Source organism: Glutamicibacter sp. NPDC087661 (assembly GCF_044743275.1).
Taxonomy (GTDB): domain Bacteria; phylum Actinomycetota; class Actinomycetes; order Actinomycetales; family Micrococcaceae; genus Glutamicibacter.
This window is the reverse complement of sequence record NZ_JBIUWE010000003.1, coordinates 362,779-386,605: the sequence shown is the minus strand read 5'-3', so window position 1 is coordinate 386,605 and position 23,827 is coordinate 362,779. Positions and strand designations below refer to the sequence as shown.

25 protein-coding genes and 1 pseudogene are annotated in these 23,827 nt (G+C 57.1%); 14 read left to right on the top strand and 12 right to left on the bottom strand.

Features of this window, described 5'->3' with window-relative positions:
• Positions 1 to 145: 145 nt before the first annotated feature.
• Genes ACIOTN_RS11055 through modA form a run of 5 tightly spaced genes read right to left on the bottom strand, consistent with a single transcriptional unit; the run spans position 146 to position 4,592 of the window.
• Complete coding sequence (locus tag ACIOTN_RS11055; protein WP_402735361.1) at positions 146 to 1,024, bottom strand: NTP transferase domain-containing protein; 879 nt, start codon at positions 1,022 to 1,024, stop codon at positions 146 to 148.
• Positions 1,021 to 2,268, bottom strand: coding sequence for a gephyrin-like molybdotransferase Glp (gene glp / locus ACIOTN_RS11050; RefSeq protein ID WP_402735360.1), 1,248 nt, complete (start codon positions 2,266 to 2,268; stop codon positions 1,021 to 1,023). Before glp ends, ACIOTN_RS11055 begins: the two co-directional genes overlap by 4 nt.
• On the bottom strand, positions 2,265 to 3,017 hold the full coding sequence (locus ACIOTN_RS11045; protein WP_332489267.1) for an ATP-binding cassette domain-containing protein: 753 nt from the start codon (positions 3,015 to 3,017) through the stop codon (positions 2,265 to 2,267). Before ACIOTN_RS11045 ends, glp begins: the two co-directional genes overlap by 4 nt.
• On the bottom strand, positions 3,014 to 3,820 hold the full coding sequence (locus tag ACIOTN_RS11040) for an ABC transporter permease (protein WP_332499125.1): 807 nt from the start codon (positions 3,818 to 3,820) through the stop codon (positions 3,014 to 3,016). Before ACIOTN_RS11040 ends, ACIOTN_RS11045 begins: the two co-directional genes overlap by 4 nt.
• Positions 3,813 to 4,592: a molybdate ABC transporter substrate-binding protein gene (gene modA / locus ACIOTN_RS11035; protein ID WP_105662480.1), complete on the bottom strand. Its 780-nt coding sequence runs from the start codon at positions 4,590 to 4,592 to the stop codon at positions 3,813 to 3,815. The genes ACIOTN_RS11040 and modA overlap by 8 nt, the downstream gene beginning before the upstream one ends.
• A gap of 137 nt (positions 4,593 to 4,729) precedes the next feature.
• Here modA and moaA point away from each other — a divergent pair, with 137 nt between their 5' ends.
• Complete coding sequence (gene moaA, locus ACIOTN_RS11030) at positions 4,730 to 5,770, top strand: GTP 3',8-cyclase MoaA (RefSeq protein ID WP_402735359.1); 1,041 nt, start codon at positions 4,730 to 4,732, stop codon at positions 5,768 to 5,770.
• Here moaA and ACIOTN_RS11025 read toward each other — a convergent pair.
• Positions 5,767 to 6,312 (bottom strand): DinB family protein, encoded by a 546-nt coding sequence (locus ACIOTN_RS11025; RefSeq protein WP_105658836.1) that lies wholly within the window; start codon positions 6,310 to 6,312, stop codon positions 5,767 to 5,769. The two genes, moaA and ACIOTN_RS11025, sit on opposite strands and share 4 nt — an antisense overlap.
• Before the next feature lie 104 nt (positions 6,313 to 6,416).
• On the opposite strand from ACIOTN_RS11025, the gene ACIOTN_RS11020 reads away from it, so the two are divergent.
• Both ACIOTN_RS11020 and ACIOTN_RS11015 read left to right on the top strand, forming a co-directional pair.
• Entirely contained in the window at positions 6,417 to 7,376 is a 960-nt protein-coding gene (locus ACIOTN_RS11020) for a helix-turn-helix transcriptional regulator (RefSeq protein WP_402735358.1), read from the top strand.
• Between the two features lie 202 nt (positions 7,377 to 7,578).
• On the top strand, positions 7,579 to 8,772 hold the full coding sequence (locus ACIOTN_RS11015) for a M20 family metallopeptidase (RefSeq protein WP_402735357.1): 1,194 nt from the start codon (positions 7,579 to 7,581) through the stop codon (positions 8,770 to 8,772).
• 14 nt (positions 8,773 to 8,786) lie between these two features.
• Here ACIOTN_RS11015 and ACIOTN_RS11010 read toward each other — a convergent pair whose 3' ends face one another.
• The 3 genes and pseudogenes from ACIOTN_RS11010 to ACIOTN_RS11000 form a co-directional block, all read right to left on the bottom strand.
• Positions 8,787 to 9,377 (bottom strand): GNAT family N-acetyltransferase, encoded by a 591-nt coding sequence (locus ACIOTN_RS11010; protein ID WP_105658839.1) that lies wholly within the window; start codon positions 9,375 to 9,377, stop codon positions 8,787 to 8,789.
• 525 nt (positions 9,378 to 9,902) lie between these two features.
• Positions 9,903 to 10,205, bottom strand: coding sequence for a hypothetical protein (locus ACIOTN_RS11005; protein ID WP_105658840.1), 303 nt, complete (start codon positions 10,203 to 10,205; stop codon positions 9,903 to 9,905).
• Between the two features lie 263 nt (positions 10,206 to 10,468).
• A pseudogene (locus tag ACIOTN_RS11000) lies at positions 10,469 to 10,912 on the bottom strand (RNA polymerase sigma factor); the annotation flags it as partial.
• Positions 10,913 to 11,123: 211 nt separating this feature from the next.
• Between ACIOTN_RS11000 and ACIOTN_RS10995 the strand changes: the two are divergent.
• The 7 genes from ACIOTN_RS10995 to ACIOTN_RS10965 all read left to right on the top strand — a co-directional run bounded on the left by ACIOTN_RS10995 (position 11,124) and on the right by ACIOTN_RS10965 (position 14,556).
• Entirely contained in the window at positions 11,124 to 11,630 is a 507-nt protein-coding gene (locus tag ACIOTN_RS10995) for an Asp23/Gls24 family envelope stress response protein (protein ID WP_286134380.1), read from the top strand.
• 37 nt (positions 11,631 to 11,667) lie between these two features.
• Positions 11,668 to 11,844: a DUF2273 domain-containing protein gene (locus tag ACIOTN_RS10990; protein ID WP_105658843.1), complete on the top strand. Its 177-nt coding sequence runs from the start codon at positions 11,668 to 11,670 to the stop codon at positions 11,842 to 11,844.
• Positions 11,841 to 12,221 (top strand): Asp23/Gls24 family envelope stress response protein, encoded by a 381-nt coding sequence (locus ACIOTN_RS10985; protein ID WP_402735356.1) that lies wholly within the window; start codon positions 11,841 to 11,843, stop codon positions 12,219 to 12,221. Before ACIOTN_RS10990 ends, ACIOTN_RS10985 begins: the two co-directional genes overlap by 4 nt.
• Positions 12,218 to 12,769, top strand: coding sequence for a DUF6286 domain-containing protein (locus tag ACIOTN_RS10980; protein WP_402735355.1), 552 nt, complete (start codon positions 12,218 to 12,220; stop codon positions 12,767 to 12,769). The genes ACIOTN_RS10985 and ACIOTN_RS10980 overlap by 4 nt, the downstream gene beginning before the upstream one ends.
• A 35-nt stretch (positions 12,770 to 12,804) precedes the next feature.
• On the top strand, positions 12,805 to 13,353 hold the full coding sequence (locus ACIOTN_RS10975; RefSeq protein WP_105662473.1) for a hypothetical protein: 549 nt from the start codon (positions 12,805 to 12,807) through the stop codon (positions 13,351 to 13,353).
• Positions 13,354 to 13,389: 36 nt separating this feature from the next.
• Positions 13,390 to 13,578 (top strand): CsbD family protein, encoded by a 189-nt coding sequence (locus ACIOTN_RS10970; protein ID WP_402735354.1) that lies wholly within the window; start codon positions 13,390 to 13,392, stop codon positions 13,576 to 13,578.
• Positions 13,579 to 13,815: 237 nt separating this feature from the next.
• On the top strand, positions 13,816 to 14,556 hold the full coding sequence (locus tag ACIOTN_RS10965) for a type 1 glutamine amidotransferase domain-containing protein (protein ID WP_402735353.1): 741 nt from the start codon (positions 13,816 to 13,818) through the stop codon (positions 14,554 to 14,556).
• 394 nt (positions 14,557 to 14,950) lie between these two features.
• Here the strand turns inward: ACIOTN_RS10965 and ACIOTN_RS10960 are convergent, their stop codons facing one another.
• Positions 14,951 to 15,820, bottom strand: coding sequence for a DUF1295 domain-containing protein (locus ACIOTN_RS10960; protein WP_105659204.1), 870 nt, complete (start codon positions 15,818 to 15,820; stop codon positions 14,951 to 14,953).
• 551 nt (positions 15,821 to 16,371) lie between these two features.
• On the opposite strand from ACIOTN_RS10960, the gene ACIOTN_RS10955 reads away from it, so the two are divergent.
• Together ACIOTN_RS10955 and ACIOTN_RS10950 are read left to right on the top strand one after the other, a co-directional pair.
• A complete protein-coding gene (locus ACIOTN_RS10955; protein ID WP_105659205.1) occupies positions 16,372 to 18,234 on the top strand; it encodes a long-chain fatty acid--CoA ligase in 1,863 nt (620 codons plus the stop codon).
• A gap of 158 nt (positions 18,235 to 18,392) precedes the next feature.
• A complete protein-coding gene (locus tag ACIOTN_RS10950; protein WP_402735352.1) occupies positions 18,393 to 19,088 on the top strand; it encodes a fasciclin domain-containing protein in 696 nt (231 codons plus the stop codon).
• 598 nt (positions 19,089 to 19,686) lie between these two features.
• Here ACIOTN_RS10950 and ACIOTN_RS10945 read toward each other — a convergent pair.
• Together ACIOTN_RS10945 and ACIOTN_RS10940 are read right to left on the bottom strand one after the other, a co-directional pair.
• Entirely contained in the window at positions 19,687 to 20,625 is a 939-nt protein-coding gene (locus ACIOTN_RS10945) for an IS3 family transposase (RefSeq protein WP_402735384.1), read from the bottom strand.
• 50 nt (positions 20,626 to 20,675) lie between these two features.
• Positions 20,676 to 20,987, bottom strand: coding sequence for a transposase (locus tag ACIOTN_RS10940; protein ID WP_105659208.1), 312 nt, complete (start codon positions 20,985 to 20,987; stop codon positions 20,676 to 20,678).
• Between the two features lie 344 nt (positions 20,988 to 21,331).
• Here ACIOTN_RS10940 and ACIOTN_RS10935 point away from each other — a divergent pair, with 344 nt between their 5' ends.
• Both ACIOTN_RS10935 and ACIOTN_RS10930 read left to right on the top strand, forming a co-directional pair.
• Positions 21,332 to 22,258 carry a hypothetical protein gene (locus ACIOTN_RS10935; protein ID WP_133833153.1) on the top strand — a complete coding sequence of 309 codons (927 nt, stop codon included), beginning with the start codon at positions 21,332 to 21,334 and terminating at the stop codon, positions 22,256 to 22,258.
• A complete protein-coding gene (locus tag ACIOTN_RS10930) occupies positions 22,219 to 22,614 on the top strand; it encodes a hypothetical protein (protein WP_146112352.1) in 396 nt (131 codons plus the stop codon). The genes ACIOTN_RS10935 and ACIOTN_RS10930 overlap by 40 nt, the downstream gene beginning before the upstream one ends.
• Positions 22,615 to 23,827: the final 1,213 nt, after the last annotated feature.

Genomic DNA, 23,827 nt, shown 5'->3' with positions numbered 1-23,827 from the left:
GAAAAGGCGCACGCCCCGAAGCACTCCCAGGATCTGTAATTAGCGGTCAGTCCGGCAACAAATCGAAAAGGGCCACTCTTCAATTCGCTCCAACCTTGCGCACCATTTCACTGGTATTGCACTGCGGTCTCAAAGGATTCATGGCTTACGTTGTTCCTTCAGGATGCTCATCAGCCCAGCGGTGGGCACGCGAGACCAGTTGCTCGGACAAGCCAGGCAAGTCTCCCTTGCTGCTGCCCAGCGCAAGTCCGAGCAGGAAAGTGCTCAAAGGCGCTGCCGGCCGGGCTACTTCGTGAGCTACATGTTTGGCTGCATCAAGCACGGTAGCGATATCCACTTCGCCGGAGTCCAAGCCCAATTCCTTGGCGGCTGCTTCCAGCCAATCGTTCAGTGCTTCGGGTGGCAAATGCTGTGCCATGGCTTTCCTTCCGTTCTGGCGGGCGCTTTCCAGTGCCTGCGGGGTATCAATGTCGCTGCTGGTTTCATCATCCACCGGTACCCGCGCCAGCTGCAGCTGATTCAAGGCTCGGCGCACCGGGGCATTGACCAGGTTCCCGCCCAGCTCTGCGCAGACCGAAGCCAGTGCCGAGGTGCGATAGATTCCAGCCAGCCATTGGGTGTGGCCTTGCGCGTCAACCAGCAGCAAGCCATCGGCTGCGCGTTGCCCAAAGTCGTTGATCAACGCAGTGGCCACCGCGACCGGCCGTTGCAGGTCGCAGGCCAGAACCATGGTCCATTCACTGCCTGCGCTGGCAGCTAGTTCTGCAAGCCCGGCAGCGATGCCTGCCAAGGGACCAGCGAATGGCGGATCCTCCCGGAGAACGGAATCGGCCTTGGCACCAGCGGAATCCGGGCCGACCACAACGACGCGTAGTGCGCCGGTTGTGCGGGCCGCGGCGACCACGCGGTCAACCAGGCGCTGTCCGTGCAGCTCTATTTCGGCTTTGCCTTCGCCGCCCAGCCGAGAGCCCCTGCCGCCGGCGAGCACCAGGGCATTGAAGTTGGCGAGCTGCCGCGTGCTCATGGGATCATCCCCAGTACCTCGACTTCATCGCCGGGGTGGATCTGGTTGACGCCAGCCGGGACCAGCGCGTAGCCCTGGGCAGCGCCGAACCCGCCCACCGAGTGGGAAATGCTGCTGGCGTGAACCGCCGGGGCGCACCGCAGTTGCTCACCATGCTCGAGGACTACCGGGATGACCTGCATGCGTGCGGCGGCGGCTTTCCATCCCACCGCGGCGATGGCGCGCAAAGTCGGGCGCAGCACCTCGCGGTGGCCTTGCATGGCCCGCAGGCACGGGCGCACGAACAGCTCGAAGCTGACCGCTGCGCTGACCGGGTTGCCGGGCAAGGCGAAGACCATCGCACCGGCCTCCAAACGGCCCGCGCATTGCGGCTGGCCGGGGCGGATCTTCACCCGGGCCGCCTGCACTGCCGGTTCGGCTTCCAGCACCTGGCGCATCACATCGTAGGCGCCGGGACCTACTCCCCCAGTGCTCAGGATGGCATCATGCGTGGAGCCGAGCACGTCCAGCTGTTCGCGGACCGCTTGAGTGTCATCCACGCAGTGCACCACGGTAGCTGCCTGGATGCCGGATTCAGCCAAGAGCCCTGCCATGAGCAGCGAATTGGTTTCCGGGATTTGCCCGCGCGAGAGCCTTTCACCGGGCGCAAGCAATTCCGCCCCGGTGACCAGCACGGCCACCTTGGGCTGTGTGCGCACCGACAGCTTGCTGGCACCGGCTGCCGCCAAGGCGGAAAGACGGGCCGCGGTGAGCTGCTCGCCGGCATAGGCCACCAGGTCACCGGCGGCCTTGTCCTCGCCGCTGCGGCGGATGTCCTTGCCTGCTGGCACCGGCACATGGATCTGCACGGTGGCGGCATCCCAGCCCTCTGCTGCCGCTGACGTATCCTCGATGCGCACCACGGCGTCAGCATCCGTCGGGATCGGGGCACCGGTCATGATCTTCACGCACTGGCCCGGCTCCAGCTTCGGGTCCCAGCCGCTGCCCGCGGGCACTTCGCCGATGACTTCCAGAGCAATTGGCGCCACAGCGGTGTCATCCGAACGCACCGCATAGCCGTCCATCGCCGAGTTGTCCCACAACGGCAACGGGTGCGTGGAGGTGGCATCCTCGGCCAGCACCGCGCCGTGCAGCGCAGCGAAACCGCCAGCCACCTCGATCTCCTGCGGGGCCAACGGCACCACCTGCGACAGCAGCCGCGCGCGGTGCACTTCAAGTTCCACGGGTTCATTGACGGTGCTCATGGCTGCTCTCCCTGGATGCTCCTGGGGTGCTGCGCTGGCAAGGTAGCCACCACCGCGCGCACAAAACGGTTGGCCGGATCGGCGAAGACCTGCTCGACGGTTCCCTGCGCAATGATGCTTCCCCGTTCCAGCACCAGCAGGTCATCGGCGAGCGCCAAGGTGTCGGCGGCCGAATGCGAGACGACGATGGCGCTGGTCGCGGTGCGTTCCAGCTCTTCGCGCACCAATGCGCGCATGTCCATGGCGGCTTCGACATCCAGCGAGGCGAAGGGCTCGTCGATCAGCAGGATCTTGGGCTGGGCGGCCAAGGCCCGGGCCAGCGCAATGCGTTGGCGCTGCCCGCCGGAGAGGGCCTCGGGCCGGTGGGTGGCGATTTCTTCCAGTCCCAGCCGCCCGATCCATTCGGCGGCCACGGCCTTGGCGGCAGCCTTGTCCAGTCCCCCGGCCCGGGCGCCAAAGGCGATATTCTTCAGCGCATCCAGGTGCGGGAACAGGTGCGGGTCTTGGCCCAGCAGGCCCACCTCGCGCAGGTGCGGCGGGCGGTGCTGCTTCGCGTCAGCCAGCAGGGAACCGGAAAGCTCGATGCGCCCCTCGGCAATCTTCTGGATCCCGGCAATCGCATGCACAATGGTCGACTTGCCCGAGCCGCTAGGGCCCATCATCGCCAGCGTGCTGCCGGCAGGCACTTCGAATTCAACGGCCACGTCGAATCCGGTGCGCGGCACGCGCAGCGCAACCTTCAATGTCATTTCAAGGCCCCCGGACGCCAGGCGCGCACCAGCAGCAGCACCACTACCGCGGTGGCCAGGAGCAGGATCGACAGGGCAACGGCCGAGTCGCGTCCAGTTCCAGCCCCGTTGAACGCGGTGTAGATGGCCAGCGGCATGGTCTGGGTAACCCCCGGCGCGTTGCCGGCGAATAGCGCGGTGGCCCCGAATTCGCCGATGGCCCGCGCGAAGCACAGGATCACGCCGGCCACCAGTCCGGGGGCGGCCAGCGGCAAGGTGATGCGGGTGAGCACCATCCAGCGCCCGGCGCCCAGGGTGGCGGCGGCTTGTTCGTACCCGGCGCCGGCGGCCCGCAGCGATCCTTCCACGGAGAGCACCAGGAAGGGCAGGGCCACGAAGCTCTGGGCAATGACCACCGCGGCGGTGGAAAAGGGCAGGGTAATCCCCCACAGGGAATCGATGAACTGGCCGATGGGGCTGGTGCGCCCGAAGAGGAAGAGCAGGGCCACGCCGCCGACCATGGGCGGCAGCACCAGCGGCACGGCGATCAAGGCCCGCAACAGCTGGGCAACCCGGGCCGAACTGCGGGCCATCAGCACCGCCAGCGGCACGCCGAGCAGCACGCACAGGGCGGTGGCAGCCACCCCGGTGCGCAAGCTCAGCCAGAGCGCCGAGAGGGCTTGGGGGCTGGTGGCATCGGCCACCAGCGTGGACCAGCTGGCACGGGTGAGAAGCGCCAGCAGCGGCAGCACCAGCAATCCCACGCCCAGCAAGGCCGGGGCAATGGCGAAGCCTGGAACCCGTACCCCGGTATCGCTAGCCATTGGCCTGCGCAGCCCCGGTGCCGAAACCGTGCTCTGCCAGGATTTCCTGGCCGCGCTCGCTGATCACGAAGTCCACGAACGCCTGCGCGCCGGGGTTCTGGCCCAGCGTGGCGATCGGATAGGTGTTCACGACCTCGTCGGCTCCTTCCGGAACGATCGCGGCGACGTTTTCGTCACCCAGCACATCGGTGGCGTAGACCAGTCCGGCATCCGCTTCGCCGGCGGCCACCTTCTGCAGCACCGCGGTGACATTCTGCTCCTCGCTGGCCGGGACCACTTCGACGCCCTGGGCCTGGAGCAGCTGGCGTGAGGCCGAGCCGCACGGCACCTGCTGCGCGCACAGCACCGTGGTGGCCCCGGCAAGGTCTTCCAGCGAATCGATATCCGCCGGGTTCTCCTGCGGCACCGCGATCACCATGGTGTTGCTGGCGAAGATCACCGGCTCGTGGCCGAACCCGGCCTCGGTCACCTCCAGCATGTTGCGTTCATCTGCCGAGGCGAAGACATCCACGTTTGAGCCTTCAAGGATCTGCGTGGCCAGGGTCGAAGAGCCGTCATAGGAGATGCCGGCAATCTGCACCTCCGGATGTTCTGCGGTGAACTCCTCGGAGATCTGTTCGAAGGCGCTCTGCAAGGAGGCTGCCGCGGAGATGGTGATGGGTTCGGACGCGGCCTGATCGGAAGAGCCGCTGGCCGAACAGCCCGCCAAAGCCAGCACGGTCGCCGCGAGCCCGGCAAGGGCTCGGAACCGTGGAAACGGGCGGTGCTGCATGGGATCTCCTTGAAATCGGGGGCTGGTGCCAATGCTACCGTCGAGCCAACCGGGGCCGATCCATTTTGCTTACTTGATTTGTTACTTTCAGGTTAACCGTCTTCCACTCAACGGTGCCGGGGGCTACTGTGGAGTGTATGAAAGCACAAGCGGCCGGCACCCTGGGCGATGCCCGTGGACGGCCCCTGCATGACCTGCGGATTTCGGTGACAGACCGCTGCAATTTCCGCTGCGTCTACTGCATGCCCAAGGAGATCTTCGGCCGCGACTTCGTTTTCCGCGAGCGCTCCGAGCTGCTCAGCTTCGAGGAGATCGAGCGGCTGGCCCACGTCAGCGTTTCGCTGGGGGTCACCAAGCTGCGGTTGACCGGCGGCGAGCCGCTGCTGCGCCGTGGCATCGTGGACCTGGTGGGCATGCTCGCCAAGCTGCGCACCCCCGAGGGCCAGCCGGTGGATCTGGCAATGACCACCAACGGGTCGGCGCTGCCGGTGCTCGCACCTGCGTTGAAGGAAGCCGGGCTGAACCGCGTGACCATATCCCTGGATTCCTTGGATGACGAGAAGTTCAAGGCCATCAACGACGTGGACTTCCCGGTCTCCCGGGTACTGCACGCCATCGACGTGGCCCGTGAAGTGGGCCTGGGCCCGGTGAAGATCAATACCGTGGTCAAGCGCGGGGTCAATGACTCGGAGATCCTGTCGCTGGCCGAGCACTTCCGCGGCACTGGGGCGATCCTGCGCTTCATCGAATTCATGGATGTGGGCACCACCAACGGCTGGAAGCTGGATGAGGTGCTGCCCTCCTCCGAGGTCGTGGCCATGGTCAATAAGTGCTGGGCGCTGGAACCGGTGACTAAAACCGAACCGGGTGAAACGGCCAACCGCTGGCGCTACAAGGACGGCGCCGGAGAGATCGGTGTGATCTCCAGCGTCACCAACGCCTTCTGCGGCAACTGCTCGCGCGCCCGGGTCTCGGCCGAAGGCCAGCTCTACACCTGCCTGTTCGCCGGCTCCGGCTACGACCTGCGCCAGCTCATGCGCGACGGGATCAGCGATGAGGATCTTGCCAAGGCACTGACCGGGCACTGGCGCAAGCGCGATGACAACTACTCGGAGCTGCGCGCCGCGCTGACCCCAGGCAACCGCAAGCGCATCGAGATGTCCTACATCGGGGGCTAGCCCATCGATTTCTGCCCGTCCAGGGATTCGCGGATGATGTCCGCATGCCCCGAATGCTGGGTGGTCTCGGCAATGATGTGCAGCAAGGCGCGGCGCACCGACCACTGCTTGTCGGTGAACCACGGGGCCGAGGGCAGCTCATGCACGGTATCCAGGTCCACCTCTGCCAGCAGCGCGTCGGTGCGGTCGGCAATCTGCGCGTAGTTCTCCAGCAGCTCTTCCAGGCTTTCTCCGTCTTGCATGCGGAATTCATTGAGGAAGGCTTCGACCGCCTCGGGCGGCATCTGGCTGAAATCCGCTCCGTCCCAGGCCATGGCCGCCCGGCCCATGACGATGAATCCCTGCCACTGCTTTTCGACCGCGGTCACGTGCTTGATCAACCCGCCGAGGGTCAGCTCGCTCACCGTGGTGCGTTGCGATGCCTGCTCGTCGTTCAGGCCCTGGACAGTGAAACGCAGGAAATGCCTCGCGTTGGCCAGAGCCTGGAGCAGGTCCGCGCGTTCCCCGGTGAGGGTGGTGTTGGTGATGGACATGGTGCTCATGATTGCCTCCTGGCATAAGCTGCAGCCGGTATTTCCAGCTGGTAGTAACCAGAGTAGAAGTGAAAAGTGCCAGTTTTTGTCCTAAATCAAGGCAGACTTGTTGCATGAGTACCAGCACCAGATTCTTGCGCCTGCTCTCGCTGCTGCAGACCCATCGCTATTGGTCAGGAGACGAGCTCGCCGAACGCCTGGATGTCAGCCTGCGCACCGTTCGCCGGGACATCGACAGGCTGCGCGATCTCGGTTATCCGGTGCAGGCTGATCGCGGCGTGGGCGGCGGCTACCAGCTGGCCTCCGGCACCGCGCTGCCTCCCTTGGTGCTCGACGATGAGGAAGCCGTCGCGCTGGTAGTCTCATTGCAATCCACCGTGCACAGCGGTTCTTCTGCGCTGGCCGAGGCCGCGTTGCGGGCCATGGGAAAAGTTGTGCCCATGCTGCCAGCCAGATTGAGGAAGCGGGCGCAGGCGCTGACCGCGAGCACTGTCCCGCTCAATTCCCAGTCCTCCGCAACGGATCCGGTGGATCCGGCGGTACTGGTGGCATTGGCCCAGGCGTGCCGCGATCATGAACGAATCGCCTTCGACTACAAGGATGCCAAGTCAGCAGAAACCTCGCGCCGCGTAGAACCGGTCCAGCTAGTGAACGTGGGAAACCGCTACTATCTGGTGGCCTTTGATCTGGACCGCGATGACTGGCGCAGTTTCCGGGTGGATCGCGCATTGAACCCCTCACCCAGGGCATTGCGGTTTGCGCCGCGTGAAGTGCCAGGTGGCGATGCGGCGGCCTTTGTGCGCGTAGGATTGCGCGGCAGCGGGCAACCAGAAGTGAGCGCTCGGATTCAGGCAAGCGCCGAAAAGCTGGAGCCGCTCATTGGCCGCTGGTTCCAGATCCAGCAGATCGGTGAGAACAGCTGCCTCGTGCGCACCGAGAATATGGATCTGCGCTGGGCGGCGTTCGGCCTTGCGATGAGCGAGGCCAGGGTCAGCGAGGTGTATCCGAGGGAACTGCGGAAACTGCTCGACTTATGGTCGTTCAATTTTTCCTCTCAATCTGGAAAGTTGTGAGATGCAGCAAAAAGCGTCTTGGCAACTTGACGATGGCACAACTGCGAGGCGTATACTCACTCGCGTGCTAATAACATTCAAATCGTTCGGAATAAACGCTTTGATTAGTGAATACTTCAATTTTGAATAATCAGCATAGTCAACTCTTCGCATCCTGAGGCGCCCTGCCCGTCCGTCGACGACGCCTACGAAAGGCTGATTCATGACCACTGCCGACTTTACTGCTGATGCGCAAACCATACTTCCCGAACTGATTAAACTGCGCCGCGCGTTGCATGCGGACCCCGAACTCGGGCTCGATCTGCCCCGCACCCAGCAAAAGGTGCTCGACGCGCTCGGAGGGCTGCCATTGGAAATCACCACCGGCACGCGCACCAGCTCGGTCACCGCAGTACTTCGAGGAGAACGGCCCGGCCCGACGGTGTTGCTTCGTGGCGACATGGACGCATTGCCGATCACCGAAGAAACCAATCTGGACTTTGCCTCTGCCAACGGCAACATGCACGCCTGCGGCCATGATCTGCATACTGCAGGACTAGTTGGCGCAGCTAAGTTGCTGTCATCTCGCCAAAGTGAACTTCGTGGCTCGGTCATCTTCATGTTCCAGCCAGGCGAAGAAGGCCACGGCGGCGCCAAGATCATGCTCGAAGAGGGACTGCTCTCCGCAGCCGGAGAACCTCCAGTTGCCGCCTACGCGATCCATGTGGGCCCCGGCCCGCGAGGAGTCTTTGCAACACGAAGCGGCCCCGTAGCTGCTGGATCAAATCAGCTAACCGTGAAGCTGAAAGGGCGCGGCGGACATGGCTCACAACCCCACCACACCTTGGATCCAGTTCCTGCCGCGGCCGAGCTCGTCCTGGCCCTGCAGAGCTTCGTGACTCGACGGTTCAATGCCTTCGACCCGGTGGTCCTCTCGATCACCCGACTGTCCACCGGAGACGGTGCAATCAACGTCATCCCGGAAAGTGTCGAGCTGGCGGCCACTATCCGCACCATGTCCCACGAATCGCTGGCTGTTTTGGAGGAAGGCCTGCCACGTGTCATCAATGGTGTGGCAGCAGCCCATGAGCTCACCGCAGACGTGAGTTTTGAAACGCTCTACCCGGTGACCGTGAACGATCCGATTGAGTCCGAAGCGGCACTGGAAACGATGCGCGAAATCTACGGCGAACAGCGTGTGGCGATCATGCCATCACCAATGATGGGATCTGAGGATTTCGCTTTTGTGCTCGATGAAGTTCCCGGCACATTCATCGCGTTACTGGCCACTCCACCGGAATTGAGCGCGTCGGAAGCAGAGTGGAATCACTCGCCACGTGTCGTCTTTGATGACGCGGTGCTCGCAGTTCAGGCCGCAGCTCTGGCTGCCATCGCTTTCAAACGCACCGCCCACTGAACATAGGAGCTGCGCTAGTTCTTGAGAATTACGGTGGTTTGGGTCCCCGCATACTTAAACCCGGCGCGCAGCGCCGTTCTGATTGACGCTGCATTATCAACGTGCACGCGCCATTGAGGACTCAGGCCGGCGTCCATTGCATGCTTCTGAGCAAAAGCGACAGATTGAAAACCGAGTCCACTTCGACGATTGGTAGGTGCTACGAGCGCGCCGAGGTGGGCCAGCTTTTCTTCCCACACGTCATAGCCAGCACCCGCCACAGGAAGCGAATCACGTTCTGATTCGCTGAGCAATATGAAGGTATTCTCCATCTCACTCAATCCGACTTCCGCGGTGTCCTCGTCTGGGCAGGCTGTTTCTAGATCAACAGCGTCCGTTCGTGCACGGCTCAGCTCGGCGTTTGGGTTTGGGTTTGGGTTTGGCAATGATGGAGCTGAATCACTGAAGTACAGCTTCGCCACCCCCAGAGCCCGCCCACCATAGGGAGTGCTGAGTTCCAAAAGTTTCGCGTGGCTGGCCAGTTCAGAATCGGGTAGCTCTCTGCCAGCTTCTAACGCCCATGAAGGAGCAACCAAAACCCCGGTGCCAAATAATGAAACGAACATGAGTACCGAGCTATCGTTCTTCTCGCGATAAACGCGGTCCTCACCCCCTGGTGACTGCGCGTACCTAGACTTCAGGGGCGTACTGCTTGGGCATGCTTTCCATTCTCTCAATAGAAAACGGCATAAAACCCGGGACGATTCAATTGGAGTTCTGTAAAGCAGTAAATACTCAATTTGCTTCTGCCGCACATAACGAAGCTTCGGGTAACGTCCCGCTCTACGGGGTTAGCCTTACGCCGAAACTAATTCAGCTGGGTTCTCTATAGCTATGCAGACATCAGCCTGTTCTAGTTCCGGTGTCAAGATAAGTGGTCGCATTTACCAGATAGCCCTGGCTCAGCTCGTTGGCGATTTCGTGTGTCCCGCGCGATCCACTTTCTACAGCGCCATCGAAGAAACTCTCCTGATGATTCGCCGGATAGGTGAACTTTTGCGCTTCGGCCGAAGCGCTGCTTGTCGGGCACTGAGACGTAACATCGGGGGCAGCTACATTAGGATCCGCGGTCTACCTTTGGGCCGAGGGAATCAGCGTGTAATTTCCGTATAACTGAGAATTTCTCCATGGACATCTTCCACCGTTATCTCAACTCGTAATTGTTCTACGAGCAACCGTGTACTGAGGCCGACCTGAACATATTCCAAGATCTCTTGCTCGATCTGCTGGACAGTTGCTTCGCTGAGCATGCTGATGGTGCATCGGACCAGCCACTGAACATGGGGGATTCTCGCGTCCGTGGCCTTGACTTCGGCGTAGTTCAATTGCGCAGTTTGGGATCGCGAGAACTGCTGCCTGATGTCGCTGATAATCTCGCTTGAGGAAATGCGCACATCGTCTCCTGTTTCTCGTACGACTGCTTCCCAAGTCCTCTGCGTGGGTCGTAGTTTGGAAATCCTGTTCAGAACATTGCTACTTAAGTCTCTGCTGCCCGCAGAGTAATCTTCGCTTCTAAGCTGATCCAGAACGATTCTGGTTTGGTCCTTTAAGTGGCGCCGTTCTTGATGGCACCAGCGGCATTCGAGCTCATGAGGGTCTGGTGAGTCATCTAGCTTGTGGAGTATGTCTTCTATCGTGCGTCCGCAGGGAAGGGTTTTCATGACACCGCCTCGATAATTGCCTTGCGGGCCCGCGCGACCCGTCCTCGAATAGTTGATTCTGACGTGTTGGCGATTGTAGCTGCTTGCTCATAGGTCATGTCCTCAAGGCATACCAGAACAAAAGCCTGCTTCAAGGTCGATGGTAGCTTGGCGACGATATTCCACGCCCTATCAACCTCACTTCGCTGCACAGCTAGGTATTCGGGCGAAAGGTGCTCCGCTGCCGGCTGCCCGGAGAATTCTTCGGCATCAACTACGTGAACACGACTTTGGGCTGAACGAACTCGGTCCAGGCAAATATTCCTTGTCATTCGAAAAAGCCACGTCTTGAAGGCGCCATTCTGCTGGAGGGTGTGCATGCTTCTCCAGGCTTTGATCCAAGCTTCCTGCACCGCGTCATCCGCATCTTGCCAATTCTCAAAAAAGGAACGGCAGTATCTCCTAAGCCCCGGGTCAGTTCGGCAACGAGCATTCCGAAAGCTTCTGAATCACCCTCACGGGACCGGCCCACGACCGCTAACCGTTTTAATTCATCCACACAATCCCCCTATTGTGATGTAGATCACTTAAATTATGTGTGAGGATATTGGTACGGACCTCGTCTGTATGAGTGTAAGCGAAAAAGTTTCCCTCGATATAGGAGTGAAGAACATGGCACAGCCAATGTCGAACGACAAGGTAATCAAGCCAACTGGCGAGGAACTGGAACGTCAAGCCAAGCGCCAGGGGAACCAGGATGCTCAGGAAGAGCACCTTACGGGCCCACTGCACACCGAATTGGGCAAGACGACCATTGAAGACCGGGTTGTTCAGAAGATCGCCAGCATCGCAGCACGCGAAGTGCCCGGGGTATACGCAATGGGCAACGCTGCGCGCCGAACTTTCAATTCCCTGGCAGAACGCATCCCAGGTGCCTCGGCGAACACCTCAGGCGGGGTGAGCGTGGAAAAGGGCGAGCAGCAGACCGCGATCGACGTCTCCATCGTCGTCTCCTATGGATTCTCAATTGTGGAGGTCTCCGAGGACATCCGCGCGAACATTGTTTCCCAGGTGGAACGTGCCACCGGACTGGAAGTCATCGAAGTGAACATCGATGTCACCGACGTCCACCTGCCAGAAGATGACGAAGACGACGAGCCGCGCGAAGACTTGAAGTAGGCCACAACACTGCCGATGGGCAACGAAAGGAATACCCATGGATAAGCTCAGGTGGGGACTGGCAATAGGGCTAGTGGCCGGACTGCTCATAGCGTTCGGCTCATTCACCCAGTTCATAGTCGTAGCATTCTTCGTGCTCATCGGTGGTGTGGTCGGCTGGTTCCTGCAGACCCGCGTCGATTGGGAGCGTGTATTCATTACCCGTAGGCGGTGACCAGGGTGGAAACAAAAAGTGCCACTGTGGGTGCTACTACTGTGGATAACCAGATCTATTCCAAGATCGCAGCCAAAGCCGCCTCCAAGATCCCTGGAGTCGGAGCCAGCTCTGGCGGCCTGTTGCAATTGGGCAAACCTCGCGCTATCGCAGGGAAGCCTGCTGCTACGGCCGAAGTTCTCGGGGGTACCGTAGCAGTCAAGCTGAAAGTCGGCATCCGATATCCGTTGAGCCTGCAGCAAACTTGCGAGGCCATACGTCAACAAGTGACAGATGAGCTCGTTCAATTCTTGGGGGTCTCGTCTGTCCAAGTCGACATCGACGTTGCTTGGCTTCATGCAGTTTCAGCAAACGCTGAGGAGAGGAGTCTGTTATGAGCAGATTTTGGCATGTCCGCAGTGCCAGAACTGCAACCCTGCTCAGTACCTGCATAGTGCTATTAGGCATCTCAACTACGTCCCTGGTGATTTGCCTGATCAGACTGGACAGCGGTTCCTGGCCGAGCTGGGTAACCGGATTTCTGGATTCTGCCAAGAACATTGTTTGGGCGAATAACAATTTGATCGCCGTAGCTGTGGGCGTTGCAATTCTCGGACTGCTTTTGTTCATTGTTGCCTTAGTCCCGGGAAAGCACAGCACAGCGTTGCTTGAATGGGACTCAGTCGACGAACAAGAAGAGTGGGTTGCGGATAACCGCGGCTTGGCCAACCTGGCCCGTTATGAAGCAGAGCGCACTGATGGGGTGGGTGGCGCCTCGCCGACATTGCGGGGTAAGAAGCTGCATGTCAGCGTTTTCACTCCGGTGCATGAAACTAGCGATATTTCACAGTCGGTGCAAGCGAACGTCCAAAAAAAGCTATCCGCAATCCCGCTGGCACATTCGATAAGAGTCAGCGTCAAAGCAACTACCCGAGGAGGGCAGTAGATTTGTGGAAACCCAACAGTATTCGGCAACGAGTCATGCTGGCGCTTCTCGGGCTGCTTCTTATGGCAAGTGGCGCTGCCGTGGCCTGGCTAAGCTGGGATTCAACTCGAAACGGACTCGCGCAGACGCGTTTAATCGATACCTTTTCTGCACAAATGCCAGAATTAGGTATTTACCTGGCCGGCGCACTAGCCCTGATGACGATCATCTTGATCTTTGTAATGATGTCAGCTCTACCTAAGAAACCAGGCAAACGAACTTTCATCTACCGTTCCGGTAACGGCACTGGTGTCTCCACCGTTGATTCGAGGACCGTCTCCATGGCCGCCGAGGAAGCAGCTGAAAGCACCCCCGAGGTCGACATCGCAGATATCCGCATCAATGGAGCAGCGAAGAACCCCGTACTCTACGCACGCTTCACTTTGCGTGCGGATGCCCGGCCAATCGATGGCATAGGCCTGGTTCGGGACGTTCTTATTCCTCAGATGGAGCAAGCTCTCGGTGCCCAGTTCGCGGAGAAACACGTGAACATTGATTTCCAGCCCAAAAAATCCGGGCCATCCGCTAGAACGACCCTGACCTAATAGTTTGTATTAGTCACCCAATCGAAAGGAAGCATCATGGGACTCGGAGACAAAATTAAGAACAAAGCCCAGGAAGTATCCGGCAAAGCCAAAGAAAGCATGGGCGATGCCACCAACAACAAGGACCTGCAGGCCGAAGGGCTCAAGGACCAAGCCGCAGCTAAGGCGAAGCAATCGGCGGAGGACGTCAAGGACTCTATCAAAGATGCCAAAAAACAATTCTAGGTTTAATAATCCGTGATCGCTGATTCAAGCGCTAAAACACTTCGAGAATCAGCCCTCATGCGTGTAGCTTGACAGCGTGAGAAGCCCGCAGCAGATCTGCAAGTCTTCCGCGGTCTGCAAGACTACAGCACGGAGCGAGACCACCATTCAGAACAAGATTCACGATATCTTCCACAGATTCCCCCTCAGCATAGGAAATGGAAACTGGGGAGCCGAAATTTATGAAAGGTCATTAACGTGAAGAAAATCCTCATGGTCCTCACCAGCGTTTCCGAACTCGGTGCAGGAGGGGAACCCACCGGATACAACGTCGCAGAAGCGGCTCATCCCTGGAAGGTTTTCCGGGATTCGGGACATTTCGTCGACTTCGCCTCCATCAAGGGCGGGCAGCCGCCACAAGTTACGGTCGATACCGATGATCCGATTCAGGTGCAGTTCACCCAAGACGAAACCACGAGAGCAGGCCTCTACAACACGGCCAGGGTCGAGGTAGTTGATCCGGACCAGTACGATGCCATCTATCTTGTCGGTGGTCATGGCACCATGTGGGACTTCCCCAACAACGAATTCTTGCAAAAGCTCATCGGGACCGTCTACAACAGTGGAGGCATAGTTGGCGCAGTATGCCACGGTCCGGCAGGGTTACTGGATGTAGAACTGCACCACGGAATCAAGTTGCTGAGCGGCAAGGATGTTGCTGTCTTTACCAACGATGAAGAAGTCGCGGTCGGCAAGGACAAGATCATTCCATTCTCATTGGCCGACAAACTTGTTGAGCAGGGGGCCAACCATATCGCCGCCGATGATTTCGAGGAAAATGTCCAGGTATCCGAGCGTCTGGTCACCGGTCAGAACCCTGCCTCGGCTGCCGGTGTTGCAAAGGAAATGGAAAAACTGCTGGCCGCGGTGATCCATCAAGAAAAGGCCAGGGAGGAAGCTTCCTCAGAAAATGACGCTGCCCAGTCCGAGGAAGACTAAAAACATCTGTGGGTAGCGCTTCCCTACCCCTGCGGATATCTCATAAGCGGCTGCATCCGGCCAAAATTCCTCGTAGGTCGACAGAGGCCTACGAGGAATTTTCCGTTAAAGCATTCGCGCCTTCCGCTTAGTGGCGGAAGCATCATAAATTTCCGAGGCTCAGCATCGCAGTGGCAATCAGACCCACTATCCAGCATGGCCGGTTGGCAGATTCGCACTGGCCAGGTTGGCCCGCGCTGTCACCTGCGATGCAGGGCAACCTACGCCTGTCGACGATGCGCAGCCCGCTTTATCTGGTCTAGATTCGTTTTGCATCTCGACGACTTCACATAGAGCAAATTCTAGAAGTGCCAGAGTCTAGAGAGCATCAGCAACTATTTCAGCAAACCGTTTCCTACCAGAACTTAGGAATAAGCACCGGCGTGTTTTCCTTGTAGGTTTCATAGTCGGCGCGGCCTCCCCATTTTGATTCAGCTTTCGCTTCAAGCAGCGGGATTCCGCTGATCTTGATGAGCAACACGGCGACGAATACCGGTGAGATCATCACAACCCACTGCCAATGCTGCAACGCCGGAGCGGCCACAACAGCCACGCCGATCCAAAGCAGAATCTCTCCGAAATAGTTGGGATGGCGAGATTTGGACCAGAGTCCGGAGGAGATGAATTTCCCTTGATTTTGCGGGTCGCGTTTGAAAATTGATTTCTGGTGATCGGCTAGGCTTTCCACACCCAACCCAATCGCCCAGATGACGAGTCCGACCAGTGCGAATCCGTCCAATTCACTAGAGTATTCCGAGGTCATAGCAGCCCAAGCAGTAGCAGCAGTGAAAGAGACCCAGAGACCCTGAATGGTCCAGACGCTGAGAAACCGGATAAAAGACGGTTTGATCTGGTCGAAGCGATCATCTTTGCCGTCCCTAGTGACACGGCTGAAGAGGAAGATTCCCAGCCTAAGAGTCCAGGCCAGGACCATGAATGCCAGTAGTAGCGATCTTGAATGAACTTCAGGGACTAAGAGAAGCAGGAGCAATGTGACTGCTGTATAGGTCAGGGTTCCGGTCAGGTCGTAGAATCTCTCTGTTTGCCTTAGGAATGAAGGTATGAATGCGATCCATTGGGCTATAAAGGACGCCAGTACAGCCAGAGCGAAGAGGGGCATCGAACCCCATGTAATCCCGCCATCACTACCGGACAATGCAAGCAGCACACCTAGCAGAAGCACTACAGGCATAGCGGTCAGCGCCTTGCGTTCCTTGCTCTTCATTATGAGGTTTCCTCCGTTAAATTTCCCTCAGAGACAATCCAGGGATCCTGCGATACTTTTATCCAAGAGTCGCCTCATCATATTCTCTGGGACCGGGCAATACTATTGGACACAGGTTGAGCCAAAGCTTTTGACGGAATCGCGGCTTGACGCTTCTCATGGCATCTCTTCGCGGGGCTATCGTCTAAGAGATGCTTACTGTTGGCGGAGGATCGCAGAAACAGCTTTCGTCCCCAGAACTGTTCACGACCTGTAAATTGGCCGGACTGAACAAATCAAGCATTCTGAATGCTGGACGAAAACCGTTCTAATCTCGATTGACTAGTTGTTACGTCGAAACGGAACGCATAGCTTGGCTTCAAGCCCCACATTAAACAAGCTTGAAACCAAGCTATGCGAACCTTGCCTCGTCCCTGCTTATGCTGCCTATCTGAGATGATAGCGCCCAACAATGCCTACCTTGAATGACGCCTGACCGAGAAGTAGTCCACAGCAGGCTAGTCCTGTCCGTATTTGATATCCACCGTTACCCCTGCCCGGAAGGACGAGCTATGAGGGAATTTGCGACGCCGCTATTGGCCACTTCGCACATGCACAGGAATGCCACCGATCTCTTGATGGAGCGCCTGAAGAATTCGCCTGAACATATAGCATTCGAAGTTCGATCTGCTGATGGTCCCGTTGCTGCCCCCTGGAAGCAAATAACTACTCGAGAATTTTTTCTCGAAGTGCAGGCATTGGCTAAGGGGCTCATCGCTAGTGGGCTGCAACCTGGAAACAAGCTTGTGATTATGTCACCTACACGCTACGAATGGGCTCAGGTGGATATGGCGGCATGGTTTGCAGGTGCGGTCGTGGTCCCTATTTATGAAACTTCGTCGCTTGATCAGGTCACAGCCATACTTGCCGATTGCTCCCCAAAATTTATAGTTGCTGGAAGCACCGACCACGCCTCGATTCTCGAGCGCGGGCTAAGTGGCGCGGGAATATGCGGGTCGAGAATCTGGACAATGGACACCCGGAACGATCTCGATCTTGAGGATCTTGTTGACGAAGGGAAATCTATCACCGATGGTGCTGTTGAAGAACGACGATTGTTGGCAACGTCAGAGACGATAGCGACTATCGTCTACACTTCGGGAACGACGGCAGCACCCAAGGGCGCTTTAATTACGCACGGTAACCTCGTTGGCTTAGTACTCAATGTTGCTGCCGCTTACACTGAAGTGGTTAAGGAGACAGGAAATACGATTATTTTCCTTCCCATGGCCCACGTTCTGGCTCGTGGTCTACAGCTGATTTGTTTGGCTAACGGGATGCGCATCGCGCATCTCTCAGAACCCAAAGAAGTAATACCGTCTTTGGAATTCCTCAAACCCACATTTCTCGTAGTAGTGCCACGGGTGCTACAGAAGATCCAAGACTCCGCAGCACAGGCCGCCAATCAGAAACGCCTGAATCGTATTTGGAAGTGGGCCAGCGACACGGCAACGCAGTGGGGCGCGATGGCTGAGGGACACGATACCGCTTCGTCGAAGCAAGCTTCTCCTAGCCTTAGGATGAGACATTTCATTTTTGATCGGATTTTCTACTCGCGTCTAAGAAAAGTAGTCGGCGGTCGTCTTGAGTACCTGCTATCAGGAGCTGCAACCCTAGATAGAGAAGTTTCCCTCTTTTTCAGGGGTATTGGCTTGCCAGTAATCGAGGGCTATGGGCTGACAGAAACTACAGCGCCGCTAACGGGAAATATGCCCGGGTCGATCAAGTCTGGAACCGTGGGAGTTCCGATGCCTGGGACCACTGTACGAATATCGGACGACGGTGAGGTGCTCGCACAAGGAATCGGCGTATTTGCTGGATATACCAATCCCGACGACAACGCCGACGCTTTCACCGATGGCTTCTTCCGCACAGGAGACCTGGGATCCTTGGACAACCTTGGGCGCATCACGCTGAAGGGAAGAATCAAAGATGTCATAGTAACTGCGGGAGGGAAGACAATATCCCCCAGCATATGGGAAGGATACGTCGAAACTGAGCCATTGATTGCCCACGCGGTAATGGTTGGAGAAGGTAAGCCGTTCTTGGGATGCCTCGTACTGATTGACCCGGAAGCAGTCAAACAGTGGGCCTCTAGCCAAGGGATTACAGACGCATCCCTTTTTCAGCCTCGCACAGAAGGGTCAATTGACAGGATTAGAAACGGGCTCTTGTTTCAAGTCGTCCTCGACTCCGTCAGCTCAGCCAATAAGCGGGTAGCAAGAAGTGAACAAGTCAAAGAGTTTCTTATGCTTTCTACCGATTTAGGGGAAAACAGTGAACTGCTGACACCGACTTTGAAACTCAAGCGAAGTAAGTTTCTTGAGAGAGCAAACGGCTTCGTCAACGAGCTCTATGCCTCGGCTAAGCGCTAGCAATCAGTCATGATATGAGCCCCTAATGTGCGGAACAGAAAATCTTTAAATAAGTTCCAATCCGCGAAGCACTTTGCCCCGAATGCCCTGTGAAAACCCAAACCAAGAGGTTTGGAAAACCAACTGGCCCAACGGGGTCGCCAGGTAAGGAGTTCGACATGAAAACCATGCAGCGCAAGACGGTAGGACTGCTCTCGATTGCCGCGGTAGCCGCGTTCGGATTGACCGCCTGCTCGATGGACAACAGCGCCGAGTCCACTCCCAGCAGCGAAAGTTCGGCATCGAGCATGGCTTCTAGCAGCCCGGAAGCATCTGAGGATTCGGGCATGGCCAGCGAATCGGCCATGGATCCAGCCGCCAACCTTGTTGGTTCAGGATGTGCGGCGTACGCAGAAGCAGTGCCCGAAGGTGACGGCTCCGTTGCTGGCATGGCCCAGGATCCGGTAGCCGTGGCAGCGTCCAACAACCCGTTGCTGACCACCCTGACCAAGGCCGTGTCGGGAAAGCTGAACAAGGACGTGGATCTGGTGGACACGCTCAACGGCGATGAGTTCACCGTCTTCGCACCTGTGGATGACGCATTCAAGGCCATTCCAGAAAAAGACCTGAACGCTGTTGTGTCGGATGCTGACATGCTGACCAAGGTGCTGACCTACCATGTGGTCCCAGGCCAGATAACTCCCGATGAGTTGAAGGGTGATCTGGAAACCGTTGAAGGTGACAAGGTCAAGATCAGCGGCAGCGGCGATGACTTGATGGTCAACGATGCCAAGGTCATTTGCGGTGGCGTGCAGACTGCCAATGCCACCGTTTACCTCGTTGATTCGGTGCTGATGCCACCGGCAAAGAAGTAGTACTACAGCATCAAGCTGAAGAAGCCAGGGGACGGGCGATGCACGATTTGGGGGCCCGTTCCCTGGCTTCCGTCTACCCAAGATTTGACCTGCAGCTACTGCCCTGAACGAGAGCAATGTCCTTGACGGTATGGGGTCGTTGAACCCAAGATCCCGAATTGGGCAGTCGAAATCACCGACGGTTCAGCGCCGGATGAGGCTCTCTTGCTTCAAGCCGCACAAGGAGATGAAGCAGCTACGCAGCCTTATGGCGGACTTGTCCCAAGGGTGTTCGGTTTTGACGCCCGTCAACTGAGCGATGAAGTCCAAAGGCAGGAAGCCGCACAATGAATATTTTCAGACGATTAACGACATGTTGATGGCTTCGCCACTGTGCGAACTACCGCACTAACTTGGCTGCTGAAGATCGTCCACCAGTCTGCCGTTGGACAGATCCGCTTCACTTCAGAGCGCCCGAAACCTGTGCTGGGAATCGCTGTTGAAACCTCTTAAGCAAGGCATCAACCATTGCAGGGAAGAGCGGTACGTCCTGATGAGGTCAAACGCATGATCGAAGCTCTCTACCAACTGACTGAAGCGCAATGAACCGTCCCGGAAATTACGCCGCCAGTTTACTGGCGGCTTCATCGGGTAACGAGCCGCTCATTTCATCATAATAGAGTTCTTCAAATTCAACCGGAGCCCGATATCCGAGGGTCGAGTGCAACCGGTCGTTGTTGTACCAGTGCACCCATTCCACGACCACGTCATCCACGTCCGCCTTGGTAGCCAAGACTCCAGTGCGGAACGGTGAATCCTTAGCAACCGCCTCGTTCTTGAACAACCCCATCACCATTTCGGCGGCCGCGTTGTCGAACGCGTCCCCAATCGTTCCGATCGACGGCACCAGCCCCTCCATCGCCAGCGTCTGCGTGTACCTCTGAGAGGTATATTCACTATCCGCATCTGAATGGTGGATGGTGCCAAAGGCCGATCTCACATGCGCTTTTTGCTCAATCCGGCGTTGCCATAGGGCCAGTTGGAGAGCTTCCTCCACAAACTCGGTGTCATGCGAGGTCGACGAAGCCCAGGACAAGATCCGGCGTGAGAACAAATCGATCACGAAGGACACATAGGCGAACCCGCCACGAATCGGAACATAAGTGAAATCAGTGACCCACACCTTGTTAGGTGCATCAGTATAGAAGTTCCGATTCAATAGATCTTTCGCCCGGATTTTATCTTTAGCGCGGATCGTTGTAGTCGTTCTCCGACCCCGCACCAGCCCATTCATCCCAGCTACACGCATCAGCCGATCCACGGTGTGTTTTGAGATGTCAGGGAAGCCGTTGCGCTGCAACCAGACCAGCATTTTCCTCCGCCCATAAAGAACCTCGGGCATCGGTCTCCCCGTCTTTTCATCAGGTTTCTGCAGGTCATGAAGAACGTTCAAAATCAGTGCGTCCGTGACGACCCGTGGTGCTGGTTCAGCTGCTTTCCAACTGCGATACGTGCGGGCAGAAACCTTCAGGCCCTGAGTATTCAGGGCATCACAGATCTGCTGGACTGCGTAGCCGTGTTCGCGTTGCTGGTCGATGAACTCGGTGATTAGTGCCGGCGAGGGTCCAGCTCCCTCGCGAAGAAAATCGCTGATGCCTTCAAGATGTCGTTGGCTTCTTCAAGGTCCCGGACCTTGGCTTTCAACGCTTTGATCTCGGCGAGTTCTTCGCTGGTCGGTCCGGTTCGTTCACCGGAATCAACCTGGGCTTGGAGCACCCAGCGGCGCAGGGTTTCTTTACCGACGTTCAGCTTTGGAGCCATGTCATTGCAGGCTGCGTAGACCGACTTATAGCGGTCAAGTCGTTCCATGATGTAGGCCACTGCGCGGGCTTTGACTTCGGGGGTGTACTGCTTGGGCATGCTTTCCATTCTCTCAATAGAAAGCGGCATAAAACCCGGGACGATTCAATCTGTGGGGGCTCTTGCCCACTCCTGCGCCAAACCCGTTGTGGACACAGCGTGGATCCCGGATCGTGAGGTTGCAGCCACGAGAGCGAGGCGCGAATGCGTCTAATTCTAACTTTTTGGCAACATCGAAGTGAAAAGCGAATTTACTAGATATGATCATATGCAATGCATATAAATCAGAATGCATTAATACGTTCGTATTCCGAGGCGCCACCTGCAGTCAGAACTTGCACTAGCGGACGTGGTCCCTACTTGGAATTGGCTATCAATTGAAAGAGGGCCCTTTGAAGGGACTAATGACGATGCTTGTCTCTGGGCTGACATTGGCGCTGACCATGGCTGCGATGCCTTCTTACGCATCACAAGATACGGATCTAAACCTAAGCGATGTCAAGAGCGCTTCGCCTATTCCAGCAGCCGAATCTGCGTCTCTTCTGAAAGACGATCCGTCATCGAAGACGATCACTTTATCAAACGGGGTGATTGTACCTTTCAGTGCAGACGACCGTACGAGTGCTGAAGAGGAAGCATTCCGCAGTGAAGTGTCATTGTTGGTAACTCTCGATCAGCTAACGTCAGCCAAGATGAATGAGCTGGGCCTTTCGGAGCCGGCAGAAACTCTGGCGACAATCCCAGTGACAGTAAAACCCAGCGATTTTCTTCTTGGGGTAGCTGAACCGGCCAAGCTCGGGTGCCGTGTTACCAAGCCTTCGTCGAGTGCAGGTGACATAAATATTTCTCGCCCCCAGATTGTAAAATCTGGGACAAAGATTTATGCGTATGCTCGATACAATTGGAAGAATGCACCCTTTTCCGAGTGTCCACGCGGCAAATCTCAGATCGGTGGACCCGACGGGCTAGCAATTACGTTCAACCGCGCCGTCACCAACAAGGGCGTTTCCTTTGTGGGGTGCAACAGCTATAACAAGTGTGAGAAAACTGGATGGCTGGAAACCAACAATCAATATGGTGCGGGTTGGGCGTTCCAGGATTGGGGCTACGGCGCGCTTTACGGACACAGTCCTACATATAAAGGAACTTTGACCTATACGCTAACCACGAGTTCAACTAAATGCCTTCAAGCTTTTGCGAAATATGGGCATTCTTGGAACTCTACAAAGCTGACCGGTTTTAGTATAGGTAAGTCTTCAATCGGAATCTCATGGAATACGAGCTCAAATCTATGGCAGAAATCAAGCCAAGCCGGGTCTTACCGATGCTAGGACGCACCTGGGCAAAGGGATTAGCCCTTGCATCATTTGTTCTGATCGCAGCTGGTTGCTCAACTTCAGATACATCCCAGTCACTATCTGTGGATGCCGTCATGGATGTTTGTGCAAAAAATGATTGTTTTACCGTAAAAGTTCCTGCGAACCTTTCAGTAACGGTCAACGGCCATGAAGTGAGCATTCCATCTTCCAACGGGTCTGGGACAGTGGCTTTGGAATCTGTCGGTGCTGTTCAAGTGACGGCACGCTGGAATTCGTTTGAGAAGACAGCCGATCTGATGATAAGTGATGGATCAGCGGAGTCAGTCACCATCAAGTTTGATGAAATAGCGAGAGTAACCGAACTATAGAGAAAAGTCTGAGGTCAAACCCCTGATTATTCTGATCGTCTGCATCACACGGCTGAGGTTTCTGTCGCGGTGCTGGTGATGGTTGATATCGTCGGAGCCGTCCAGGATTGCTGAATCCCCATGAGGGAGAGACCTCATCTGCAACAAGGGTGGCAATGATTGTTCATGTCTCAACAGACTCTTTCGCATGGAAGCATCCCGCGGTCTTTGCAGGATGCTTCCATGTTTAATGCCGAATCCAGAAAAATCGCACGTGCCATCCATGAGTCGGTAGAAAGAATTGTCCAGTGAGTCCGCGGGATTTCACCTGCACTTCCTCACCACGGCCTTGACCTCCCCACCGCCAACGCCGAGATTGCCGAAGATCTCGTGCAGCTCGACGGCTCTCCCGTCATCGACTACACCCACTTCTCCCTCGCGTTGAGCCGATCACGCAAGTTCGCCCGATGGGTGAGCTGGAACATCGACGGATTACGCATGCAGTTGCTCTCCCGTGCCGGTATCAACTTCACCAAAGACCCGTTATATTGTTGACAGCTCCTTATCTCCGAGGAGCATAGGAGCTGTCGGCCAACCAATCTCGGCATGGTGTCTTGCCCCCGCTTAGCCAATAGTCCGGGGGGCCTCGCCGATAATCTTTTCCGAGCGCGGGCACTGATACGAAAATTTCACGTCCTTCGCCTTTTAGGTACCAGCGCTTACTTTGATCTCCCTGCCAGTGGCTTGCCAGTAGTCGCAGGCGGCTTTGCTACTTTCAGCTTCGCTGGAACGACCTTGCCCGTAGACTCACTCGTGACAGTTCTGACCAACGAACTCAGCACCGGGAATGAACGTTGACCCGGTGGCACCAGCATTAGGGCTCCCCTGGGCATACCTTGGAAACTCTGCATGGGAAATAGATAGCATCGATTTTGGCAGTGAGCTTCTCAGTCGCGATCTTGCTTCCCGTTACATGGGGCTTCGAAATGGCTCTCACGCTAGTAGCAATAGGCATCCCGTACCTTGCAATTACCTTGACCGCAGGAACCCAGTACACCGAATCTTCCCGCATCGGATTGGTCGAGTAGTCCACCGCGATCACAGCATTCGATCCTTCCCAGCTAGACGGTAAGACGCGCGTCGCCCCTGGAATCGCTTTAACATTGCGCGTCCACTGCAGACTCGTAAAAGGATAATTGCCCACATTTGAACCGCAGATACTTCGCTTATCCAT